This is a genomic window from Candidatus Palauibacter sp., assembly GCF_965213655.1.
Classification (GTDB): domain Bacteria; phylum Gemmatimonadota; class Gemmatimonadetes; order Palauibacterales; family Palauibacteraceae; genus Palauibacter.
Window position 1 is genome coordinate 931364 of the sequence record NZ_CBDBZT010000003.1, and the last position, 15875, is coordinate 947238.

Genomic DNA, 15875 nt, shown 5'->3' on the forward strand with positions numbered 1-15875 from the left:
TTGCATCGGATCGGTGGGAGCCGGTAACCTCGCCCGTACGCCTCACCACTGGAGGCGAGATGTTGCGTTCGAACGCGTTCAGGCGGTCGGGCGAACATACTTCGATCCCCGGGAGAGCGCCAAAGACCGTGCCCGACGGCTCCGCTCGCCGTTCCGCCGCAAGACTCGCTCGCGATGCCGTGCTCCGCGTGGCCCTCGCGGCCGAGGCCTATTGCCGGCTTCTCGCGCGCGTCCTGAGGGCCTGCCTGAGCCGACCTTTCTACCGCCACGACGTCGTCCAGCAGATGGATACGATCGGCGTGGCCTCGATCTTCATCGTCATGCTGACGGGACTCTTCACCGGGATGGTGCTCGCCCTGCAGGCCGCCGTGGAAATGGAGCGCTTCGGAGCGACCGTCTACATAGGGCGCCTCGTGGGAGCCAGCACGATTCGGGAACTGGGACCTGTCCTTACGGCGCTCATCGTCACGGGCCGCGCGGGGGCCGGCATGGCCGCGGCTCTGGGAGCGATGCGCGTCACGGAACAGGTCGACGCGCTCCGTACCATGGGTGTGGATCCTGTCCGGAAACTCGTAGTGCCCCGGTTTCTGGCCGCTCTCGTCATGCTCCCCGTGGTCACGATCATCGGCGACTTCGTGGCCATCCTGGGCGGGCTGCTCGTCGCCGTGCTCACGCTGGACTTCACGGCCCAGCTGTACATCAACTCCGTATGGGAAACCCTCGCCCAGAGCGGCTTCGTGCTCAGAGTCGTCCCCATCGACCTGATTCAGGGACTGGTGAAGCCCTTCGCGTTCGGCGGGATCATCGCGCTCACCAGCTGCTTCCACGGGCTTCGCGCAGAGGGGGGCACGGAAGGCGTCGGGCGAGCGACGACTCGGGCCGTGGTGTCCTCGTCCATCCTCATCCTCGCGGTAGACTACCTGCTCACCCAGATTCTGCTCGCCATGTTCCAGTGGTGAGCGACGATCCCCCATGAGCGACCGCGAGCCCCCGGGCGCACCGCAGCCGGGAAGCGAAGCCTTCGAGGCGGAGTTGCGCGACGAGATTCGACGCGAATTGGGGACCCACGCGCGCGGCCCCGCGGGACCCGAGATCGTCGAACTTCGAGACGTCTGGCTTTCGTTCGGAGATCATCCGGTGTTGCGCGGCGTCTCGCTGGGGGTGGCGCGCGGAGGGACGCTCTGTATCCTCGGCGGGTCGGGGGTCGGGAAGTCCACGATCCTGCGCCTCATGCTCCGGCTCCTCCTCCCGGACCGGGGCGAGGTCCTCATCGAGGGACGCGACATCAGTGCAGTTTCGCGCCCGGAAGCTCTGGCCCTGCGGGAACGGATGGGGATGGTGTTCCAGGGCTCGGCGCTCTTCGATTCCCTGGACGTGTTCGACAACGTGGCCTTTCCGTTGTACGAGCATACGACGCTGGGAGACGATGCCATCCGGGAGCGCGTCGACGAGGTGCTGTCCTTCGTCGACCTCGACCCGGCCGTGGTGCTCCCCCTGCTCCCGTCCGCCCTCTCCGGAGGCATGCGCAAGCGCGTCGCCATCGCGCGCGCCATCGTGCACCGGCCGCCCATCCTCCTATTCGACGAACCGACGAGCGGGCTCGACCCCATCACCACCCGCAGGATCGACGAGCTTATCCTGAAGCTGCGGCGGGAACTTCGAGTCTGCGTCGTCGTAGTCACCCATGACGTGCGGTCCGCAGCGAGAATCGCGACCGAGACCGCGCTTCTGAAGGACGGAGAGATTATCTTCAGCGGAACACCGGAGGAGATGCACGCCACGGAAGACCGCTACGTGCGCGCCTTCCGCGGCTAGCAGCCCGTGGCAAGGCCTTCGGGCTGCCAACCGGTCAATCAGGGAGCGGAACGAGACCATGCGACGATCGGAACCGATCACCTGGGATCATATGCGCGTGGGGCTCGTCCTCATCGTCTCTTTCGTCCTTCTCGGGTTGTGCGTGCTGTTCGTGGGCCAGATCGGGGACGTGTTCGGCGAGCGGTATCAACTCATCGCCCTCATGGAGTCCGCCTCGGGGCTCCGTCCTGGAGCCCCCGTACAGGTGGCCGGACGGGGCGTGGGCCAGGTGGAACGCGTCGAGTTCATCACTCCGGAGGAGCGTGGCAGCTCGGAAGCGGCCGTCGCAGTCTGGCTCGGAGTCAACGTGGGGATCCGGGAGCAGATCCGGCGCGGCTCACGCGCCCGCGTGCGCACGCAGGGACTGCTCGGCGACCGTCTCATCGACATCGAACCGGGGTCGCCCGATTCGGCGATCCTGGTTCCGGGAGACACCATCGGCACGGCGCCGGCCCTGAGCTACGACGAACTCCTCGGCCAGGCGGCCGACGCCGTCCTCGGCCTCACGCAGCTCTCGAACGATCTCTCCGCAACGTTGGCCCGCGTCTCGGACGGCGAGGGTTCGCTCGGACGCCTGCTCGTCGACGAGGCGCTCTACGACGGCCTCGTCGACCTCAACGAGAACCTCGCGGCCGTGCTGGGGCCGATCGCGGACGGGGAAGGTTCGCTCGCCCGTCTGCTCGAGGACCCCGAGCTGTACGACCGTCTCGTGTCCTCGACCGCGCGTCTCGACACGGTCACGGCGGCGCTGGCGGCGGGAGAAGGCACCCTCGGGCGTCTGCTGGCGTCGGATTCCCTGTACCGCGCGCTCGCCTCATCCGCGACCCGGGCCGACTCCATCCTCGGGCTCATCGAGGGCGGCGAAGGGGCGGCCGGACAGCTCGTCAGCGACGAAACTCTCTACGAGGAACTGCTCAAGCTGGCGGTGGACCTGAACGCGTTCGTCGCCGAGGTGCGCGCCAACCCCGGCAAGTTCATCCCGCCGATCCGGGTTTTCTAGCGCACCACGGCCCGGCTGGCCGGCCGCCCGTGGCAGGAGCCCCACTGCTAAAGATCGTGCAGCGTCTCGAAACCAATGACCTCGAACTCGCGCCCTCCGGCGGGGAGTCTCACGCTCACGAGCGCACCCTTCTTTTTTCCGAGGAGCGCACGGCCGATGGGCGATTCCAGCGAAATGTCGTTGTTCTCGATGTCGACGTCGTCGCCGATTGTGAGGTTGAAGGACTCGATCTCGTCGTCCTCCAGGTCGCGCACCGCGACTCTCGAGCCGAACCCGACCCGATCCGTCGGGATGTTTTCGATATCGAGCTCGCCGAGTTGCGACATTCGGCGGGCCAGATAGTCGAGCCGGGCACGCACGAAGCCCTGCCGCTCGAGGGCGGCGGTGTATTCGGAGTTCTCTCGCAGGTCGCCCTGGGCGACGGCCTTCTCGATCTCGTTCGGAAGGATGACGTTCAGCTCGTGGAGGAGCATCTCCGCCTCGTCCCCGATCTTCCGCTGCAGTTCTTCAATCATCCGGAACCTCCTCGACCCGTCGGCGGGCCGGCCGCAAAAAAAGCCGAGGCGCTCCCGTGAGGGAGACGCCCCGGGGTCGAACATTTCCAGTGGAGGCGGCGGGAATCGAACCCGCGTCCGCGAGCCCATCCGCCACGGCATCTACGTGCGTAGTTCGTGATCGGGTCTCGTCTCGCGAGGGTTCACGAACAACCCCTTACGAGACCAGCCGTGTTCCCGGCTCTCGCCGTGTTCTCGTCACCCGCGGCTTACGGCGCTCCGGGGTGACCAGCCCGATTTATCGACGCCCGCCGGGAGATCCTCGGGCCCGGATCTCCCGGGGACGGGCTACGCAGATTTACGCAGCCAGAGCCAAACCGTCGTTGGCACTTTGAAGTTTCCCGGTGTTTAACGAGGCCCCGGGCACCTCGGCACGCTTCCGCGGCTTCCGGTTCACGCGTCGAAGCCGTGTCGCCCCCCTGATACTTGCAAGGCTACTCGTACGGTCGTTTCTCCTGGCGTGCGGCGCAAGTTCCGGCCGTGGGCCCGAGATTCTTTGACAGCCGGAAACCGGCACGGGTATACTCGGGGTTCGCCGGGTCCGGCGGAGTCCGTTCCTGTTGATCGACATGGGCCCCGCACTCGCGGGGAGGAGACATAAATCCAAGTGCAGCTTCGTGAATTGTTCGCTCCGTCCGCCATCAATCTCGATCTGGCGGCCGAGACGAAGGATGAGGCCCTGAAGGAACTTGTGTCGTGTCTGGGCCTCGATGGAAAGTCCGAAGGAATCCTCTACAAGATGTTGAAGCGGCGGGAGAACCTCGGTTCGACCGGCATCGGGCGCGGCATCGCGATTCCCCATTGCCGTTCGCTCGTCGTGACCCGCTTGAGAGTCGCGTTCGGCCGAAAGCTCTCCGGTCTCGACTTCAAGGCGATCGATGAGAAACCCGTTCGGTACGTCTTTCTCATCGTCGCGCCGCCTCTCGAGGTATCGAATCAGTATCTTCCGGTGCTCGGAAAGATCGCGCAGTTCGGCAAGGAAGCCGACGTGCCGGAAGCGCTCGCGGAACTCTCCAGTCCGCGGGAGTTCATCGAGTTGATCGAGGCGAAGGACCTGTAATGGACCAGCAGCTCGAACTCCTGCTCGAGATCCAGGACCTGCGCATGCAGCGCCGGGGTCTGACGGACGGCACGCTCACGGACCTGGAGACGGAGGTCTTCGACATCAAGATCGAGGACGCGATCCAGTCGCTCGACGAAAAGGTCGAAGAGCTGGAGCAGAAGCTGGCGCCCGGCATCAAGGACCGATACCGCCGCATCGCCGACAAGGCCCCAAGGGTCGTCGCGTCGGTCATCAACGGCATCTGCTACGGCTGTTTCGTGGCTGTCTCCACGGCTCGCGCCTCGGAGGCGGATCGCAACCTTCGCGTCGAATCGTGCGAGTACTGCGGCTGTTTCCTGTACCACGTCCGCTGACCCCAGGCTGAGTTTCGTCCGCCCGGGCCGAGCTTTCAGCCGGACGGGCGGGTCAGGACTCTACCCTCCGTGGTTCTCCGGGTAACGCCTTCCCGATCGAGACGTTCGAGGAGCGGGATCAGATACTTTCGGGAGAGCCCGAACGCCTCCTTGAACCGCGCGGGGGCGGCCGGCTCGCCATCGGCGAGAAGTTCCCGTACCCGCGACTCCATGGCTTCCAGAGCCGCGGCCGCGACGTGCAGTTCGGGTGTGACCGCCTTCGTCGTGCCCGATTCCTGGAGCAGCCGCAGGAGATCGTCGAGTACCGCACGGTCCAGGCGTAACGTCCTCCCGAGTTCCGCGACGAGGGGCGGCTGCAGTCCGGCGGCCTCGATTGTCGCCGCGAGTCGCGTGCGTGCCTGCTCCTCCTCCGGCGTCAGGCGAGGCACATGACCCGGAAGAGCGAGCTGCGGCCCGCTCTCGAGGAGGCGGCGCTCGGCGAGGAGTTGACGCACGGCGGTCTCCGCCAGATCGAGGTCGCAAACCGGAGCCAGGGCGGAACGCACGGCTTCTTTCGATACGCCGGGGGCGCGGCGATCCGCGGCATGAAGGCGCTTCATGCTTTTCTCCACGGCCTCCATGGCCCGCGCCGCCGCATCGGCGGCAAACCACCGGGCGCCTATGCGTACGCAACCGGCCTCTTCGGCAGCGGTCTCCAGGGTGAAGCTCCGCCGTCCCAGGCGGATGGGTGCTGTCGCGATCGGGAGCCCCCGCAGCCCCTCCAGGGCGACGGCCGCGGCGATCGCCTCCGCCGGCGGGCCATTCAGGATCCGTTCCCAGGCTTCCGTCCGTGATGGCCAGTCGGGCGGCGGGTTGAGCTCCACTACCCGGACGCCGCCGATGGTGGTCACCGGCGAGTAGAAGCGGAGGACGGCCCGGTCCCGCGTGCGTGCAAGAAGCGGTGCCTCCAGGCCGAGCACGGCCCATGCGGTCGCCCCGGGAGTGACAGGCTGCCGATCCGGGGTCTGCAGCCGGGCCATGACTTCCCGCGTTCCGAGGTAGACCCTGAGGCGCTGTCCGTGACGTAGAGGCCGGTCGCGGCTCGGGAGCGCCCGCAGCCGAACCCCGAGACGCTCGCTCGGCTCCCACTCCGGCGTGTCGACGAGTACGCTGCCCCGCTCGACCGCGGCCGGCGCGACGCCGACGAGCGCGGCGGCACACCGGCGCCCCGCCGTGACCCGGGGACGAGGATCCTCATGTACCTGGAGTGCGCGTACGCGGGCCGAGTCCCCCCCGGGGAAGACGCGCACGGTGTCCCCTGTGCTGATGGATCCGCTCCATACGGTGCCGGTCACCACCGTCCCCGTGCCCCGGATCGAGAAGGACCGGTCGACCGGGAGCCGGAAGCGGTCATCATCGCTGCCCGCGCGGATTCCCGCTAACGACTTCCGGAGCGCCTCCCTGAGCGGTTCCAGCCCATCGCCCGTCAGCGCGGAGACCGGCACGATCTCCCATGAAGTCCTGCTCGGCTCCCCGTCGAGCAACTCCCGGGTCGTTTCGGTCGCGAGTTCAAGCCATTCCTCGTCCACCCGGTCGCTCTTCGTGAGCGCCACGACGCCCCGCCGCACGTTCAGGAGATCCGCTATCGCGAGGTGCTCCAGGGTCTGCGGCATCGGGCCCTCGTCCGCCGCCACGACGAGGAGAAGAACATCGATGCCCGTGGCCCCCGCGAGCATGTTCTTCAGGAAATCCTCGTGCCCCGGGACATCGACGATCCCCGTCTCGAGGTCGGGATCAAGGTCCAGTCGCGCGAAGCCCAGGTCTATCGTAAGCCCCCGCTTGCGCTCCTCCAGCCAGCGGTCCGTCTCGACTCCGGTCAACGCCCGCACGAGCGCCGTCTTGCCGTGGTCCACGTGGCCGGCGGTCCCGATCAGGATCCCTTGCCGATGGCTCACGCCGTCCCGCGCAGCCGCGCTCACAGGCCGTTCACGAGCCCGGTCGGCCCAGCCGGCTCAGGAAGGGCAGAGATTTCAGCTGTGCGCCCTCCGCCACATGGTGCCGGATGAACTCGGCCGCCCAGCGGGCCTGGCGCCCGTTGGCTCGTCTCCCGTCCGCCGGGCCGCCGGACACGAGGGTTCGAAGGGTGTCGACCTCCTCCGGATCCAGCTTGGGCCCAGCCGGGCCGCACGAGCCGCAGCGAAGCCCGCCAGCCTCGAAGTCGAAGCGCGCCCGGTTCACCCCGATGGCACGACGGCAGCTCACACAACGTTCCACCTCCGGCCGGAAGCCCAGGGCGTTGACCACTCCCCAGACATACTCCAGGCCGGCCGGGGCCTTCTCCCGGACTCTGGCGTGGAGTCCATCGAGACCCTCGGTCAACGCACGGTAGAGCGCCGGGTCGTCGTGCTCCGGGGCGAGGCGCATCACGAGTTCGCAGAGGACGGAAGCGATCGTGAAGAGTTCGATCGAGCGGTCGAGTCCCCGCCGGTCCCGGCGAAGTTCGAAGCCGGAGAGCGTGTGCAAGTCACGCCCCTCCCGGCTGTAGAACGTCGCCTCCCCCTCCACGAAGGGTTCCAGAAGGCCGCCGAAGCGGCTTCGGGGGCGCAGGGCGCCGCGGGCGAGCGCGGAACAGGGGCCGAGATCCCACGTCATCAGGCGCAGGATCTTGCTGGTTTCGCTGTACCGGTACGTCTGGAGGACCACCGCCCGGGTCGTTACGAGTCCCACCCGGCTCCCCGGCCCCGAGTCCGGTCAGCTGGGACGAAGAAGGATATCGGTCGCTCCCGCCCCGATCGGCGTCTCGTCGATGAACTCGCCCTCCGCCGTCAGGAGAACGAGGCGTCCCTGGCCCGCGGTCACGTAGGTGGCGCAGAGCATCTGGCCGTCCAGGAATGCGGCCGCGACCCGACAACTCAGATTCGAGCCATCGCGGTCCCGCGGCTGTATGGGGTTCTCCGGGCCGTTCATGAAGGAGCGAACCGCGAAGCTGAAGGTCAGTACGTCGGTCTCGGTCGTCTCGAGGCCCTTGGTGCGCACGACGTAGAGGAGCCCGTTCCGCCCGGCCTCCATCGAGACGCCGTATCCGCCGAGCGTGTTCACGTCCTGTACGGTGCGGGCCGACATGTCGATCTCGACGAGGTTCCCCTCCCCGAGCGGAGCGGATGTCGCGGGATCCACCCCGCCGGCCAGCAGGACCATGTTGTCTTCAAGCACGATGGCCTCGGTGGCCCCGACGATGCCCTCCGGGAGCCTCAACTCGTCGAAGTAGCTCCCGCTGAAGAAGTCGTGGAGCACGATGCGCGGAGGGCCGAGGGGCTCTCGTTCGTCGGCCTCGTCGTCGAGGTTCCCATCGACGGAGACGATGAACTGCCCCGCCGGGATCGCCCTCTGCACGAACGTGCCCACCTCCTCGACGGTGATCTGGGCCATCGGGGTACCGGGGAAGGCCACATACACCGCATCCAGCGCCCGGGAAGGGATCAGCGCACCCACGGTACCGCCCGCATCGAAGATCACTGTGGGCTTACTGGGGTCCGCGATGGCGTCGTTCGGGAAGACGGCCATGGTCTGTTCGTCGGTGGAGAAGGATCCGAAGAGCACCTTGCTGCCTTCCGGGGTGTCCCACGCCGTAACCCACAGATCCTGGATGAAATCGGCCGTCTCGCCGCTGAAGCCGGCCCCCAGCTGGATGTCGCGCCCGAAGGGGACGATCTCGCCATCGATCCGGTTGAACTGCTGCAGCGTCCCCGAAATGGAGTTGAGAATGGCGAACTCCGACCGGTCCGGACGTACGACGCCGTCACCGTCCGGTCCCGTCCCGTTCGAATCGCCGCACCCGGCAAGCAGGACCGCCAGCGCTCCGATCTGTATTCGGCAACGTCTCCGCATGATCTTCTCCTGTGGTGCCCAGCCTGTCCGGCCCGCGGCCATTCGCCGCCCGGGCGTAGGTAACCGCCGCGCCGGTTCGGGGGCTCCCGGCAAGCTCCGTTCCGGGGGCGGCGACGGCAAGCAGGTGCCCTGCCGCCATCCGGGTCCGGCGAGCCTCTGCCCAAGGTAACGTTTCAGGAGCCTGTATCGGCGACGAAGCGCGGGTTCGCACCTACCGCGGACGGGCGCGGACGGGAAGCACGGAGTGGCCCAGGTCTCCCAGAAATTCGACCCGGACTTCACAGCCATAGGCCGCGGCCAGAGCGGGCGATGCGAGCACTTCGCCGGGTGGGCCCGCCGCTACCGCCTCTCCCGCCGCCAACAGGATCATGCGGTCCGCGTAGCGGCTCGCCAGCTGCATGTCGTGCGTAGCGCAGATGACGGTGAGGGCTCGCTCGTGCACGCGCTCGCGGAGCGCATCGAAAATCCAGAGTGCGTGCCGGAAATCGAGGTGAGCGGACGGTTCGTCCAGGATCAGGACGCCGGGTTCCTGTGCGATCGCCCGGGCCAGCTTGGCGCGCTGGCGCTCGCCGCCCGACAGTTCGGCGAGCCGCCGATCCGCGAGGTGCCGGAGGTCGGCCCACGCCAGCGCGCCCTCGGTCACCTCCCGATCCCGGATGGTGAGTGGCGCCCACGGACTCACGTACGGGTTTCGGCCAAGTTCGACGTAACCCTGGAGGCTCACTCGAAGGGCCTCGGGCGGAGCGTCCTGCGATACGACGGCCGTACGTCGGGCGAGGGCCGACCGGTCCCAGGAGGGGAGCGGCCGTCCGTCGAGACTCACCGACCCCCCGGACGGTTCGAGAATGCCTCCCAGCAGGCGCACGAGCGTGCTCTTCCCCGCCCCGTTCGGGCCGATGACCGCCGTGAATGTGGCCATTCCGAATTCGAGAGATAGACCCTCGAGGGCCGGATTGGAGGCGGACGGGTAGCGGAACGTGACGTCCTCGAGGCAGTACGTCGCGGCCTCTCCGCGCCTGCCGTCGGAATCAGGCATGGCTCCGCCTCAGGAGCACCAGGAAGAGCGGCACCCCCAGGAGCGCCGTCACGACGCCGACCGGAAGTTCGAGCGGCCGGAGGACGACCCGGGCGACGGTGTCCGCGAGGACGAGAGCAACTGCGCCCCCGAGGGCGCCGAGGGGCAGCAGACGCCGGTGATCGCTACCCCAGATCATGCGCGCGCCATGCGGTATGACGAGGCCCACGAAACCGATGACCCCCGCGGTACTCACCGCCACGGCAGCGAGCAGTGAAGCGATGAAGTAGGCGCTGCGCCGGACCAACTCTACCCGGGCTCCCAGATAGGCGGCCGCTTCCTCCCCCAGAGCGAGGGCGTTCAGGTGGCGCGAGAGCGCGAACGCCACGGCGCCGCCCGCCGTGGCTGCGAACCCGAGGGCGAGCGTGGACTCCCATCCGGCCCGCTCGAGGCTGCCCATCGTCCACAGGATCGCGGCCCGGGTAGCGTCCGGTTCCGCAAGCGAGAGAAGGAGCATCACGCCGGCCCCGAAGAACGCCGCCACTACGACTCCGGCGAGGATCAGGACATGCGTGTCGAGGCGCCCCACGGCGAGCGCGACGCGAAATACGATCGCGATGGCGATCAGGCCACCCACGAGGGCGAAGCCGACCGTGCCGAGGTAGCCCAGGACGCCTCCGAATGCGGTGAGCGCGAGGACCGCGCCCAGCGCCGCCCCCGAGGAAACGCCTAGGAGATAGGGTTCCGCAAGCGGATTCCGGAGCAGAGCCTGGAACAACGTGCCGGAGATCGTGAGCGCGATTCCCGTGAGGGCGGCCGCGGTGACACGGGGCAGGCGAAGCGAGAGGACGATCGTCCGTGCGGACGGATCCACTTCCTGGCCGGTGAGCGCCCGCCACACCGCCACCGGGGCGACGTTCGCCGCACCCAGCAGGAGGCCCGCCGCGACTGCGACAGCAAGGAGCAGCAGGAGAAGCAGCGCACCACGAGCGGAGCGGCTCACGGCGTACAGCCAACCACGGCGGGTTCCGGGGCGGGCGCCGGGAGTTCCCCGTGCAACGTCTCCGCAATGGACCACGCCGCCTCTGCCACGCGCGGACCCAGCCGGCTCACGATATCCCGATCCAGCGAGGAGATCCGGCCGGCCGCGACCGCGGGGATCCGTTCCCACCCGTGGCGCGTCGCCAGGTCCGGAGGCCGGTGGAGGGCATCCCGGGCCACCGAAACGAGGATCCGTTCCGGGTCGCGGTCGATGATGGCCTCGAGACTCACCCGTGGCGCCGCCGGGCCGAGGTCGCCGAACACATTGATCCCGCCGGCGATGGTGAGCAGTGCGTTGATGAAGCTGCCGCCCCCGATCGTCATGGGCGGATCCGCCCAGGCGTCGTAGTAGACTCGGATCGGCGGGCGGCCTTCCGTTGCGCGCGAGACCGCATCGAGTCCTCGTGCGATCCGGTCGGCGAGCGCCCTCCCTCCGTCCGGACAGCCCACGATCTCGCCGAGGCGCAGGACGTTGCGGCGGAGATCCTCCAGGGTGTCGTGTCGAAGGGCGAGTGTCGGCACGCCGAGGCGCTCCAGCCTCTCCCGGCTCTCGCGGTTCGCTTCCCCATCGTAGAGGATCACGAGATCGGGTTCCCTCGCCAGCACGGCCTCCAGGGATGGCCGGACCCCGTCACCCACATCTGCTATCCGACGCGCGGCGGGCGGGTAGACGCCCCATCGAGTGCGGCCCACGAGCCGGTCACCCGCCCCGAGATCGAAGAGAGTCTCCGTCACCGTCGGAATGAGTGAGACGATCCTTTGCGGGTCGGACACCGCAGCCGGGCCACCCGGGGCGTCGTCTCGATTCCCGCCCTCCGTCCCGGGTGCACCGCATGCCGAGACGAGCGCCATGGCGACAACGGCGAGCGGGCGCGTCCTGTCTTGAAACATCCATCCCCCGCTTCCAGTCCGAACGGGGGAGCGCGCCATGCAACCGGCGCGACGGAGGACCCCGCTCTTCCCGCGAAGAGCATGTGTTGGCAGCAATGGGCTGCTGGGGGCATGGAGGAGCACGTCTCCTGGCTCGAGGCCTTATCGTCCGTCCGGTCGGGCCTCTCACAGTGGCGGGGCCGCGCCGGATTCTCACCGGCTTCCGTTTGCCCCCTCCATGTCCGCGCGTCTCCGCCAAGATGAGGGCCACCATCCGCGACGCGCAACAAACCGCGGCCACCGTGGCGCGCCCGGCGGTCAGGGTTCGAAGCGGCCGAAGTCTTCGGGGTCCAGCCCCTTGAGATAATCGCTCAGCGGCTCCTCGGGGGCCCGGGACGGCCCCGTTTCGGGAGGCAGCGCTTCTTCCTCCTCGACCCCGGTCTCCTCTATCTCGAACGCGCTCGCTTCAAGGAGACTTTCCGCGGCATGGATCGGGACCTTCGCGCGGAGGGCGAGCGCGATGCTGTCGCTGGGGCGGGCGTCGATGGAGATGAACTCGCTCTCTCGACGAAACACGAGCGACGCGTAGTAGGTGTTGTCGACGACCTTCGTGATCAATACGCGCACGAAGCTGCTGCCCAGACCGCGCACGACGGCGTTGAAGAGATCGTGCGTGAGGGGTCGCGTGAACTGGACTCCGGCGAGTTCCATGGCGATCGCCGAAGCTTCGCCGGGGCCGATCCAGATCGGAAGGAAACGCTCGCCGTCCGTCTCCTTGAGAATGACGACGGGGGCGCCCGTGGTCTTGTCGAGCCCGAGGCTGGCCACGGCGACCTCCCTCATCCCGGGCTCCGTCACTTCGGTACTCCCCGGAGGCTCCCGTGGCAGCGGCGGCTATCCGGCGAGGGCATCGATCCGATCGGTTTGCTCCCAGGTGAACCCATCGCCTTCAGGTTCGCGGCCGAAGTGCCCGTAGGCGGCCGTCCGGCGGTAGATCGGTTTCCGGAGTCCGAGCCGCTCGATGATCGCACGCGGCCGAAGATCGAAGACATCCGTCACCCGGCGGGCGATTTCGTCGTCCGGCCGGCGCCCTGTACCGAAGGTGTTCACCATCACGCTGACCGGCTCATCGACCCCGATGGCGTAGGCGAGCTGGACTTCGGCCCGCCGCGCGAGCTCCGCCGCCACGAGGTTCTTGGCGATCCAGCGCGCCGCGTAAGCCGCAGAGCGATCGACCTTCGACGGATCCTTGCCCGAGAAGGCGCCGCCGCCGTGCCGTCCCACGCCGCCGTAGGTGTCCACGATGATCTTCCGCCCGGTGAGACCCGCGTCACCCTGCGGCCCGCCGATCTCGAAGCGGCCGGTGGGGTTGATGTGGCACTGCGCCGCGTCCTCGTCGTACAACTCCTCCGGCAGCACGGGCCCGATGACCTCTTCCCTGATCGCCGCTTCGATGTCCTCCTGCGCGATGTCGCCATCGTGCTGGGCCGAGACGACCACGGTGCCGATCCGCGTCGGCTCCCCGTCCCGGTACTCGACCGAGACCTGTGACTTCCCGTCCGGCCGCAGCCAAGCGATGCGTCCGGAGCGGCGCACATCGGTCAGGCGCTTCACGAGCGCATGGGCGAGCATGATGGGACGGGGCATCAACTCCGGCGTCTCATCGGTCGCGTATCCGAACATCATCCCCTGATCCCCGGCGCCACCGACATCCACGCCCTGGCCGATGTCCGTCGACTGTTCATCGATGGCGGTGAGTACGCTGCACGTGTCCCACCGGATCCCGTGCTCCGCGCGCGTATAGCCGATATCGCGCAGCACTTCCCGGGCGATGGCCGCGATGTCAATCCGGGCGGAAGTCGTGATCTCGCCCGTCACGAGGACGAGTCCCGTAGTCACGAGCGTCTCGCACGCGACCCGGCCCCGGTCGTCTTCGGCGAGGATCCTGTCGAGTACGGCGTCCGAGATCTGATCTGCGATCTTGTCGGGGTGCCCCTCGGTTACGGACTCCGAGGAAAACGATTGTATGCCCTTCACCAGGCTGATTCTCCCACTTGAAGGTTCGCAGCGGAGCGCCGCTTGAGGCGTAGCGGCCAAGATAGTGGCCGCCGAACCGTACGGAGGCAACGTCGCCGCCGCGATGTCAGGACATGTACACAGGCGACGGCTCCACCGGGATCGCGTCCTCGACCTGCGCTCGAAGTTCCCGCAGCATCCCGGACCGGTCCCCATCCCGGCTGGCGCGGGTCCAGAGTTCCGATAACTCCGTCACCGAGACCAGCCCCACGAGTTCCCGCACCTCGGGGATGGAGGTGGGTGCGAGACTGAAATCCCGATAGCCGAGGGCGAGGAGGAGGGCGAGCCCCATCGGTTCCGCGGCCAAATCTCCGCAGACGCCGATCTCGAGGTCGAGCGCGCTGGCCGTGTTGTAGATGCGCTCGTAGCTGCGCAGGAGCGCCGGATGGAGAGGGTTCGAGAGGTGCTGGAGCCTGGCGTTGCCGCGGTCCACGGCGAGCGAGTACTGCGTCAGATCGTTCGTGCCGAGGCTGATGAAATCCAGATGCCGCCCCACCAGATCAAGCGTGTCCGCGAGCGCGGGCGTCTCCACCATGACGCCGAAGGCAGCGGGTTCCGTCTGCCCGAGTTCCTCACGGACTTCCGCCACGATTTCCTTCGTGCGCAGGATCTCCGTCTCGCAGATGACGAAGGGGACGAGAATCCGCATCCGGGCCTCCAGCCCTCCCGCTCGGATCGCCGCACGCAACTGGTTGCGGAAGAGTTGCGGCCGGTCGAGGCAGACACGGATGGCGCGCCAGCCCAGATACGGGTTTTCCTCCGGAGGAAGGTCGAGAAAGAGCGGGAACTTGTCGCCGCCGATATCGAACGTCCGGAGCGTCACGGGCTGGTTCGGAAACCCGTCCACGACCTCTCGATAGGCTTCGTACTGTTCCTCCTCGCTTGGAATCACTCTCCGTCCAATGACGAGGAATTCGGACCTGAAGAGCCCGACGCCCTCGGCGCCCACGCGCCGTGCCGCCGGAACGTCGTGCGGCTGATCGATGTTCGCGCGGAGGTGGACGCGGACTCCATCCGCCGTGAACAGGGGGGTGGGTTCTCGAGCAGGGTCGGCGCCGCGAGTCCCCGCAAGGCGGCGGACCATGTGAAGGTGTGCCGATCTCTCGGCTTCCGCCGGCTCGATCAGGACGCGGCCGTTTCCTCCATCGAGGAGAACAATCATCCCATCTTCGATCTTCGCGAGATCGCTGCCGAGTCCGACGACGGCAGGAATGCCCAGGGAGCGCGCCACCAGCGTGCTGTGCGAGGTTCTGGACCCGGATCCACTCGCCACGCCGAGGACGAGTTCCGGGTCGAGGCGAACCGCGAGGCTCGGTGTGAGGTCGTCGATGGCGATGAGCCCCGGCTCTTCCGGAAAGGCGAGCGGATCTTCGCTGAGCCCCGCGAGTCTGGCGAGCACGCGGGACCGAATGTCACGCAGATCCGCGAGGCGGTCGACGACCATGAGGTGTCCCGCATCGATGATCGCCGTGCGAAGTTCGGTCAGCCGCCAATCGAAGGCACGCTCCGCAGAGAGAAAGTTCTCGCGGATGTAGCGGATCGTTCCCGCGACGAGATCCGGGTCCGAGAGAATGAGGATCTGCGGGTCGAAGATGTGTGCTTCCACGTCGCCCAGCGACCGAGCCGCCTGTTCGCGCGTGTCGCGGATGCGGTCGGCGGCCCAGGCCAGCGCTTCCTCGAGGCGCGCGACTTCACGCTCGACGACCTCGGCCGGAATCGTTCGGTGCTCCGGTCGCCACGCGTGACGCGCGAGCCGCCGCACGGCGCCCAGGGCACGCCCCGGCGAGGCTCCGATGCCGTGGATGACCTCGCTCACCTGGCCCCGTCCTCCCCGATATCCGGCACGAGTTCCTCGCTGAACCCGGACTGGACGAGGTCAATGAGAGAATCGACGGCGATTGCCGCGTCGGACCCCATGGCCCGAATTCGGATGGAGGCGCCGGCCTCCGCGGCGAGCATCATCACGCCCATGATGCTCTTCCCGTTCACTTCCATCTCATCCTTCTCGACCCAGACCTCGGCCTGGAACCGGCTCGCCAGCTTAACGAACTCCGCGGCCGGGCGGGCGTGCAATCCCAGCCGGTTCTGAATACGTACCGCTGCTTCGTGTTGCGTCTTAACAGGAACCTTCCGCTCCGGTCGAGCGAACGATCGGCGTCGGGCATTGCGCCGCGGCAGGCTG

Annotated in this window: 16 protein-coding genes, 1 other RNA gene and 1 riboswitch; of the genes, 5 read left to right on the forward strand and 12 right to left on the reverse strand. The window is 67.8% G+C overall.

The features are described from left to right. Window positions 1–179 precede the first annotated feature (179 nt). Genes ACOOGH_RS06360 through ACOOGH_RS06370 form a run of 3 tightly spaced genes read left to right on the forward strand, consistent with a single transcriptional unit; the run spans window position 180 to window position 2854 of the window. Window positions 180–959: an MlaE family ABC transporter permease gene (locus ACOOGH_RS06360; protein WP_420448123.1), complete on the forward strand. Its 780-nt coding sequence runs from the start codon at window positions 180–182 to the stop codon at window positions 957–959. A 13-nt stretch (window positions 960–972) separates the two neighbouring features. Continuing rightward, window positions 973–1815, forward strand: coding sequence for an ABC transporter ATP-binding protein (locus ACOOGH_RS06365; RefSeq protein WP_420448124.1), 843 nt, complete (start codon window positions 973–975; stop codon window positions 1813–1815). Window positions 1816–1873: 58 nt separating this feature from the next. After that, window positions 1874–2854, forward strand: coding sequence for an MlaD family protein (locus ACOOGH_RS06370; protein ID WP_420448125.1), 981 nt, complete (start codon window positions 1874–1876; stop codon window positions 2852–2854). A gap of 47 nt (window positions 2855–2901) precedes the next feature. Here ACOOGH_RS06370 and ACOOGH_RS06375 read toward each other — a convergent pair whose 3' ends face one another. Both ACOOGH_RS06375 and ssrA read right to left on the reverse strand, forming a co-directional pair. Beyond that, window positions 2902–3369, reverse strand: a complete 468-nt coding sequence (locus tag ACOOGH_RS06375; RefSeq protein WP_420448126.1) for a GreA/GreB family elongation factor — start codon at window positions 3367–3369, stop codon at window positions 2902–2904. 87 nt (window positions 3370–3456) lie between these two features. Next, window positions 3457–3827: a transfer-messenger RNA gene (gene ssrA / locus ACOOGH_RS06380) on the reverse strand. A gap of 188 nt (window positions 3828–4015) precedes the next feature. On the opposite strand from ssrA, the gene ACOOGH_RS06385 reads away from it, so the two are divergent. Together ACOOGH_RS06385 and ACOOGH_RS06390 are read left to right on the forward strand one after the other, a co-directional pair. Next, complete coding sequence (locus ACOOGH_RS06385) at window positions 4016–4468, forward strand: PTS sugar transporter subunit IIA (protein ID WP_420448127.1); 453 nt, start codon at window positions 4016–4018, stop codon at window positions 4466–4468. Then, window positions 4468–4824, forward strand: a complete 357-nt coding sequence (locus ACOOGH_RS06390; protein ID WP_420448128.1) for a hypothetical protein — start codon at window positions 4468–4470, stop codon at window positions 4822–4824. The genes ACOOGH_RS06385 and ACOOGH_RS06390 overlap by 1 nt, the downstream gene beginning before the upstream one ends. Window positions 4825–4859: 35 nt before the next feature. Here the strand turns inward: ACOOGH_RS06390 and selB are convergent, their stop codons facing one another. The 10 genes from selB to ACOOGH_RS06440 all read right to left on the reverse strand — a co-directional run bounded on the left by selB (window position 4860) and on the right by ACOOGH_RS06440 (window position 15871). Further along, complete coding sequence (gene selB / locus ACOOGH_RS06395; protein WP_420448129.1) at window positions 4860–6758, reverse strand: selenocysteine-specific translation elongation factor; 1899 nt, start codon at window positions 6756–6758, stop codon at window positions 4860–4862. Window positions 6759–6789: 31 nt separating this feature from the next. Beyond that, entirely contained in the window at window positions 6790–7530 is a 741-nt protein-coding gene (gene recO, locus ACOOGH_RS06400) for a DNA repair protein RecO (RefSeq protein WP_420448130.1), read from the reverse strand. A gap of 24 nt (window positions 7531–7554) precedes the next feature. Continuing rightward, entirely contained in the window at window positions 7555–8691 is a 1137-nt protein-coding gene (locus ACOOGH_RS06405) for a hypothetical protein (RefSeq protein ID WP_420448131.1), read from the reverse strand. Window positions 8692–8902: 211 nt separating this feature from the next. Continuing rightward, the gene (locus ACOOGH_RS06410) at window positions 8903–9727 is read right to left on the reverse strand and encodes an ABC transporter ATP-binding protein (protein WP_420448132.1); all 825 of its coding nucleotides are present in this window, start codon (window positions 9725–9727) and stop codon (window positions 8903–8905) included. Continuing rightward, window positions 9720–10709 (reverse strand): FecCD family ABC transporter permease, encoded by a 990-nt coding sequence (locus tag ACOOGH_RS06415; protein ID WP_420448133.1) that lies wholly within the window; start codon window positions 10707–10709, stop codon window positions 9720–9722. The genes ACOOGH_RS06410 and ACOOGH_RS06415 overlap by 8 nt, the downstream gene beginning before the upstream one ends. Continuing rightward, entirely contained in the window at window positions 10706–11638 is a 933-nt protein-coding gene (locus ACOOGH_RS06420; protein ID WP_420448134.1) for an ABC transporter substrate-binding protein, read from the reverse strand. Before ACOOGH_RS06420 ends, ACOOGH_RS06415 begins: the two co-directional genes overlap by 4 nt. 100 nt (window positions 11639–11738) lie before the next feature. After that, a riboswitch (cobalamin riboswitch) is annotated at window positions 11739–11907 on the reverse strand. A gap of 28 nt (window positions 11908–11935) precedes the next feature. Beyond that, window positions 11936–12475 (reverse strand): bifunctional nuclease family protein, encoded by a 540-nt coding sequence (locus ACOOGH_RS06425; protein ID WP_420448135.1) that lies wholly within the window; start codon window positions 12473–12475, stop codon window positions 11936–11938. 36 nt (window positions 12476–12511) lie between these two features. Beyond that, window positions 12512–13663 (reverse strand): methionine adenosyltransferase, encoded by a 1152-nt coding sequence (gene metK, locus ACOOGH_RS06430; RefSeq protein WP_420450076.1) that lies wholly within the window; start codon window positions 13661–13663, stop codon window positions 12512–12514. Between the two features lie 97 nt (window positions 13664–13760). Next, window positions 13761–15509, reverse strand: coding sequence for a phosphoenolpyruvate--protein phosphotransferase (gene ptsP / locus ACOOGH_RS06435; RefSeq protein WP_420448136.1), 1749 nt, complete (start codon window positions 15507–15509; stop codon window positions 13761–13763). Further along, window positions 15506–15871 carry an HPr family phosphocarrier protein gene (locus ACOOGH_RS06440; protein ID WP_420450077.1) on the reverse strand — a complete coding sequence of 122 codons (366 nt, stop codon included), beginning with the start codon at window positions 15869–15871 and terminating at the stop codon, window positions 15506–15508. The genes ptsP and ACOOGH_RS06440 overlap by 4 nt, the downstream gene beginning before the upstream one ends. Between the last annotated feature and the right edge of the window lie 4 nt (window positions 15872–15875).

Bases quoted from the DNA above. Each gene is read 5' to 3' on its own strand.
- ACOOGH_RS06390 (WP_420448128.1), top strand. From the start codon at position 4,468: ATGGACCAGCAGCTCGAACTCCTGCTCGAGATCCAGGACCTGCGCATG.
- ACOOGH_RS06405 (WP_420448131.1), bottom strand. From the start codon at position 8,691: ATGCGGAGACGTTGCCGAATACAGATCGGAGCGCTGGCGGTCCTGCTT.
- ACOOGH_RS06375 (WP_420448126.1), bottom strand. From the start codon at position 3,369: ATGATTGAAGAACTGCAGCGGAAGATCGGGGACGAGGCGGAGATGCTC.
- ACOOGH_RS06410 (WP_420448132.1), bottom strand. From the start codon at position 9,727: ATGCCTGATTCCGACGGCAGGCGCGGAGAGGCCGCGACGTACTGCCTC.
- ACOOGH_RS06365 (WP_420448124.1), top strand. From the start codon at position 973: ATGAGCGACCGCGAGCCCCCGGGCGCACCGCAGCCGGGAAGCGAAGCC.
- ACOOGH_RS06370 (WP_420448125.1), top strand. From the start codon at position 1,874: ATGCGACGATCGGAACCGATCACCTGGGATCATATGCGCGTGGGGCTC.
- ACOOGH_RS06420 (WP_420448134.1), bottom strand. From the start codon at position 11,638: ATGTTTCAAGACAGGACGCGCCCGCTCGCCGTTGTCGCCATGGCGCTC.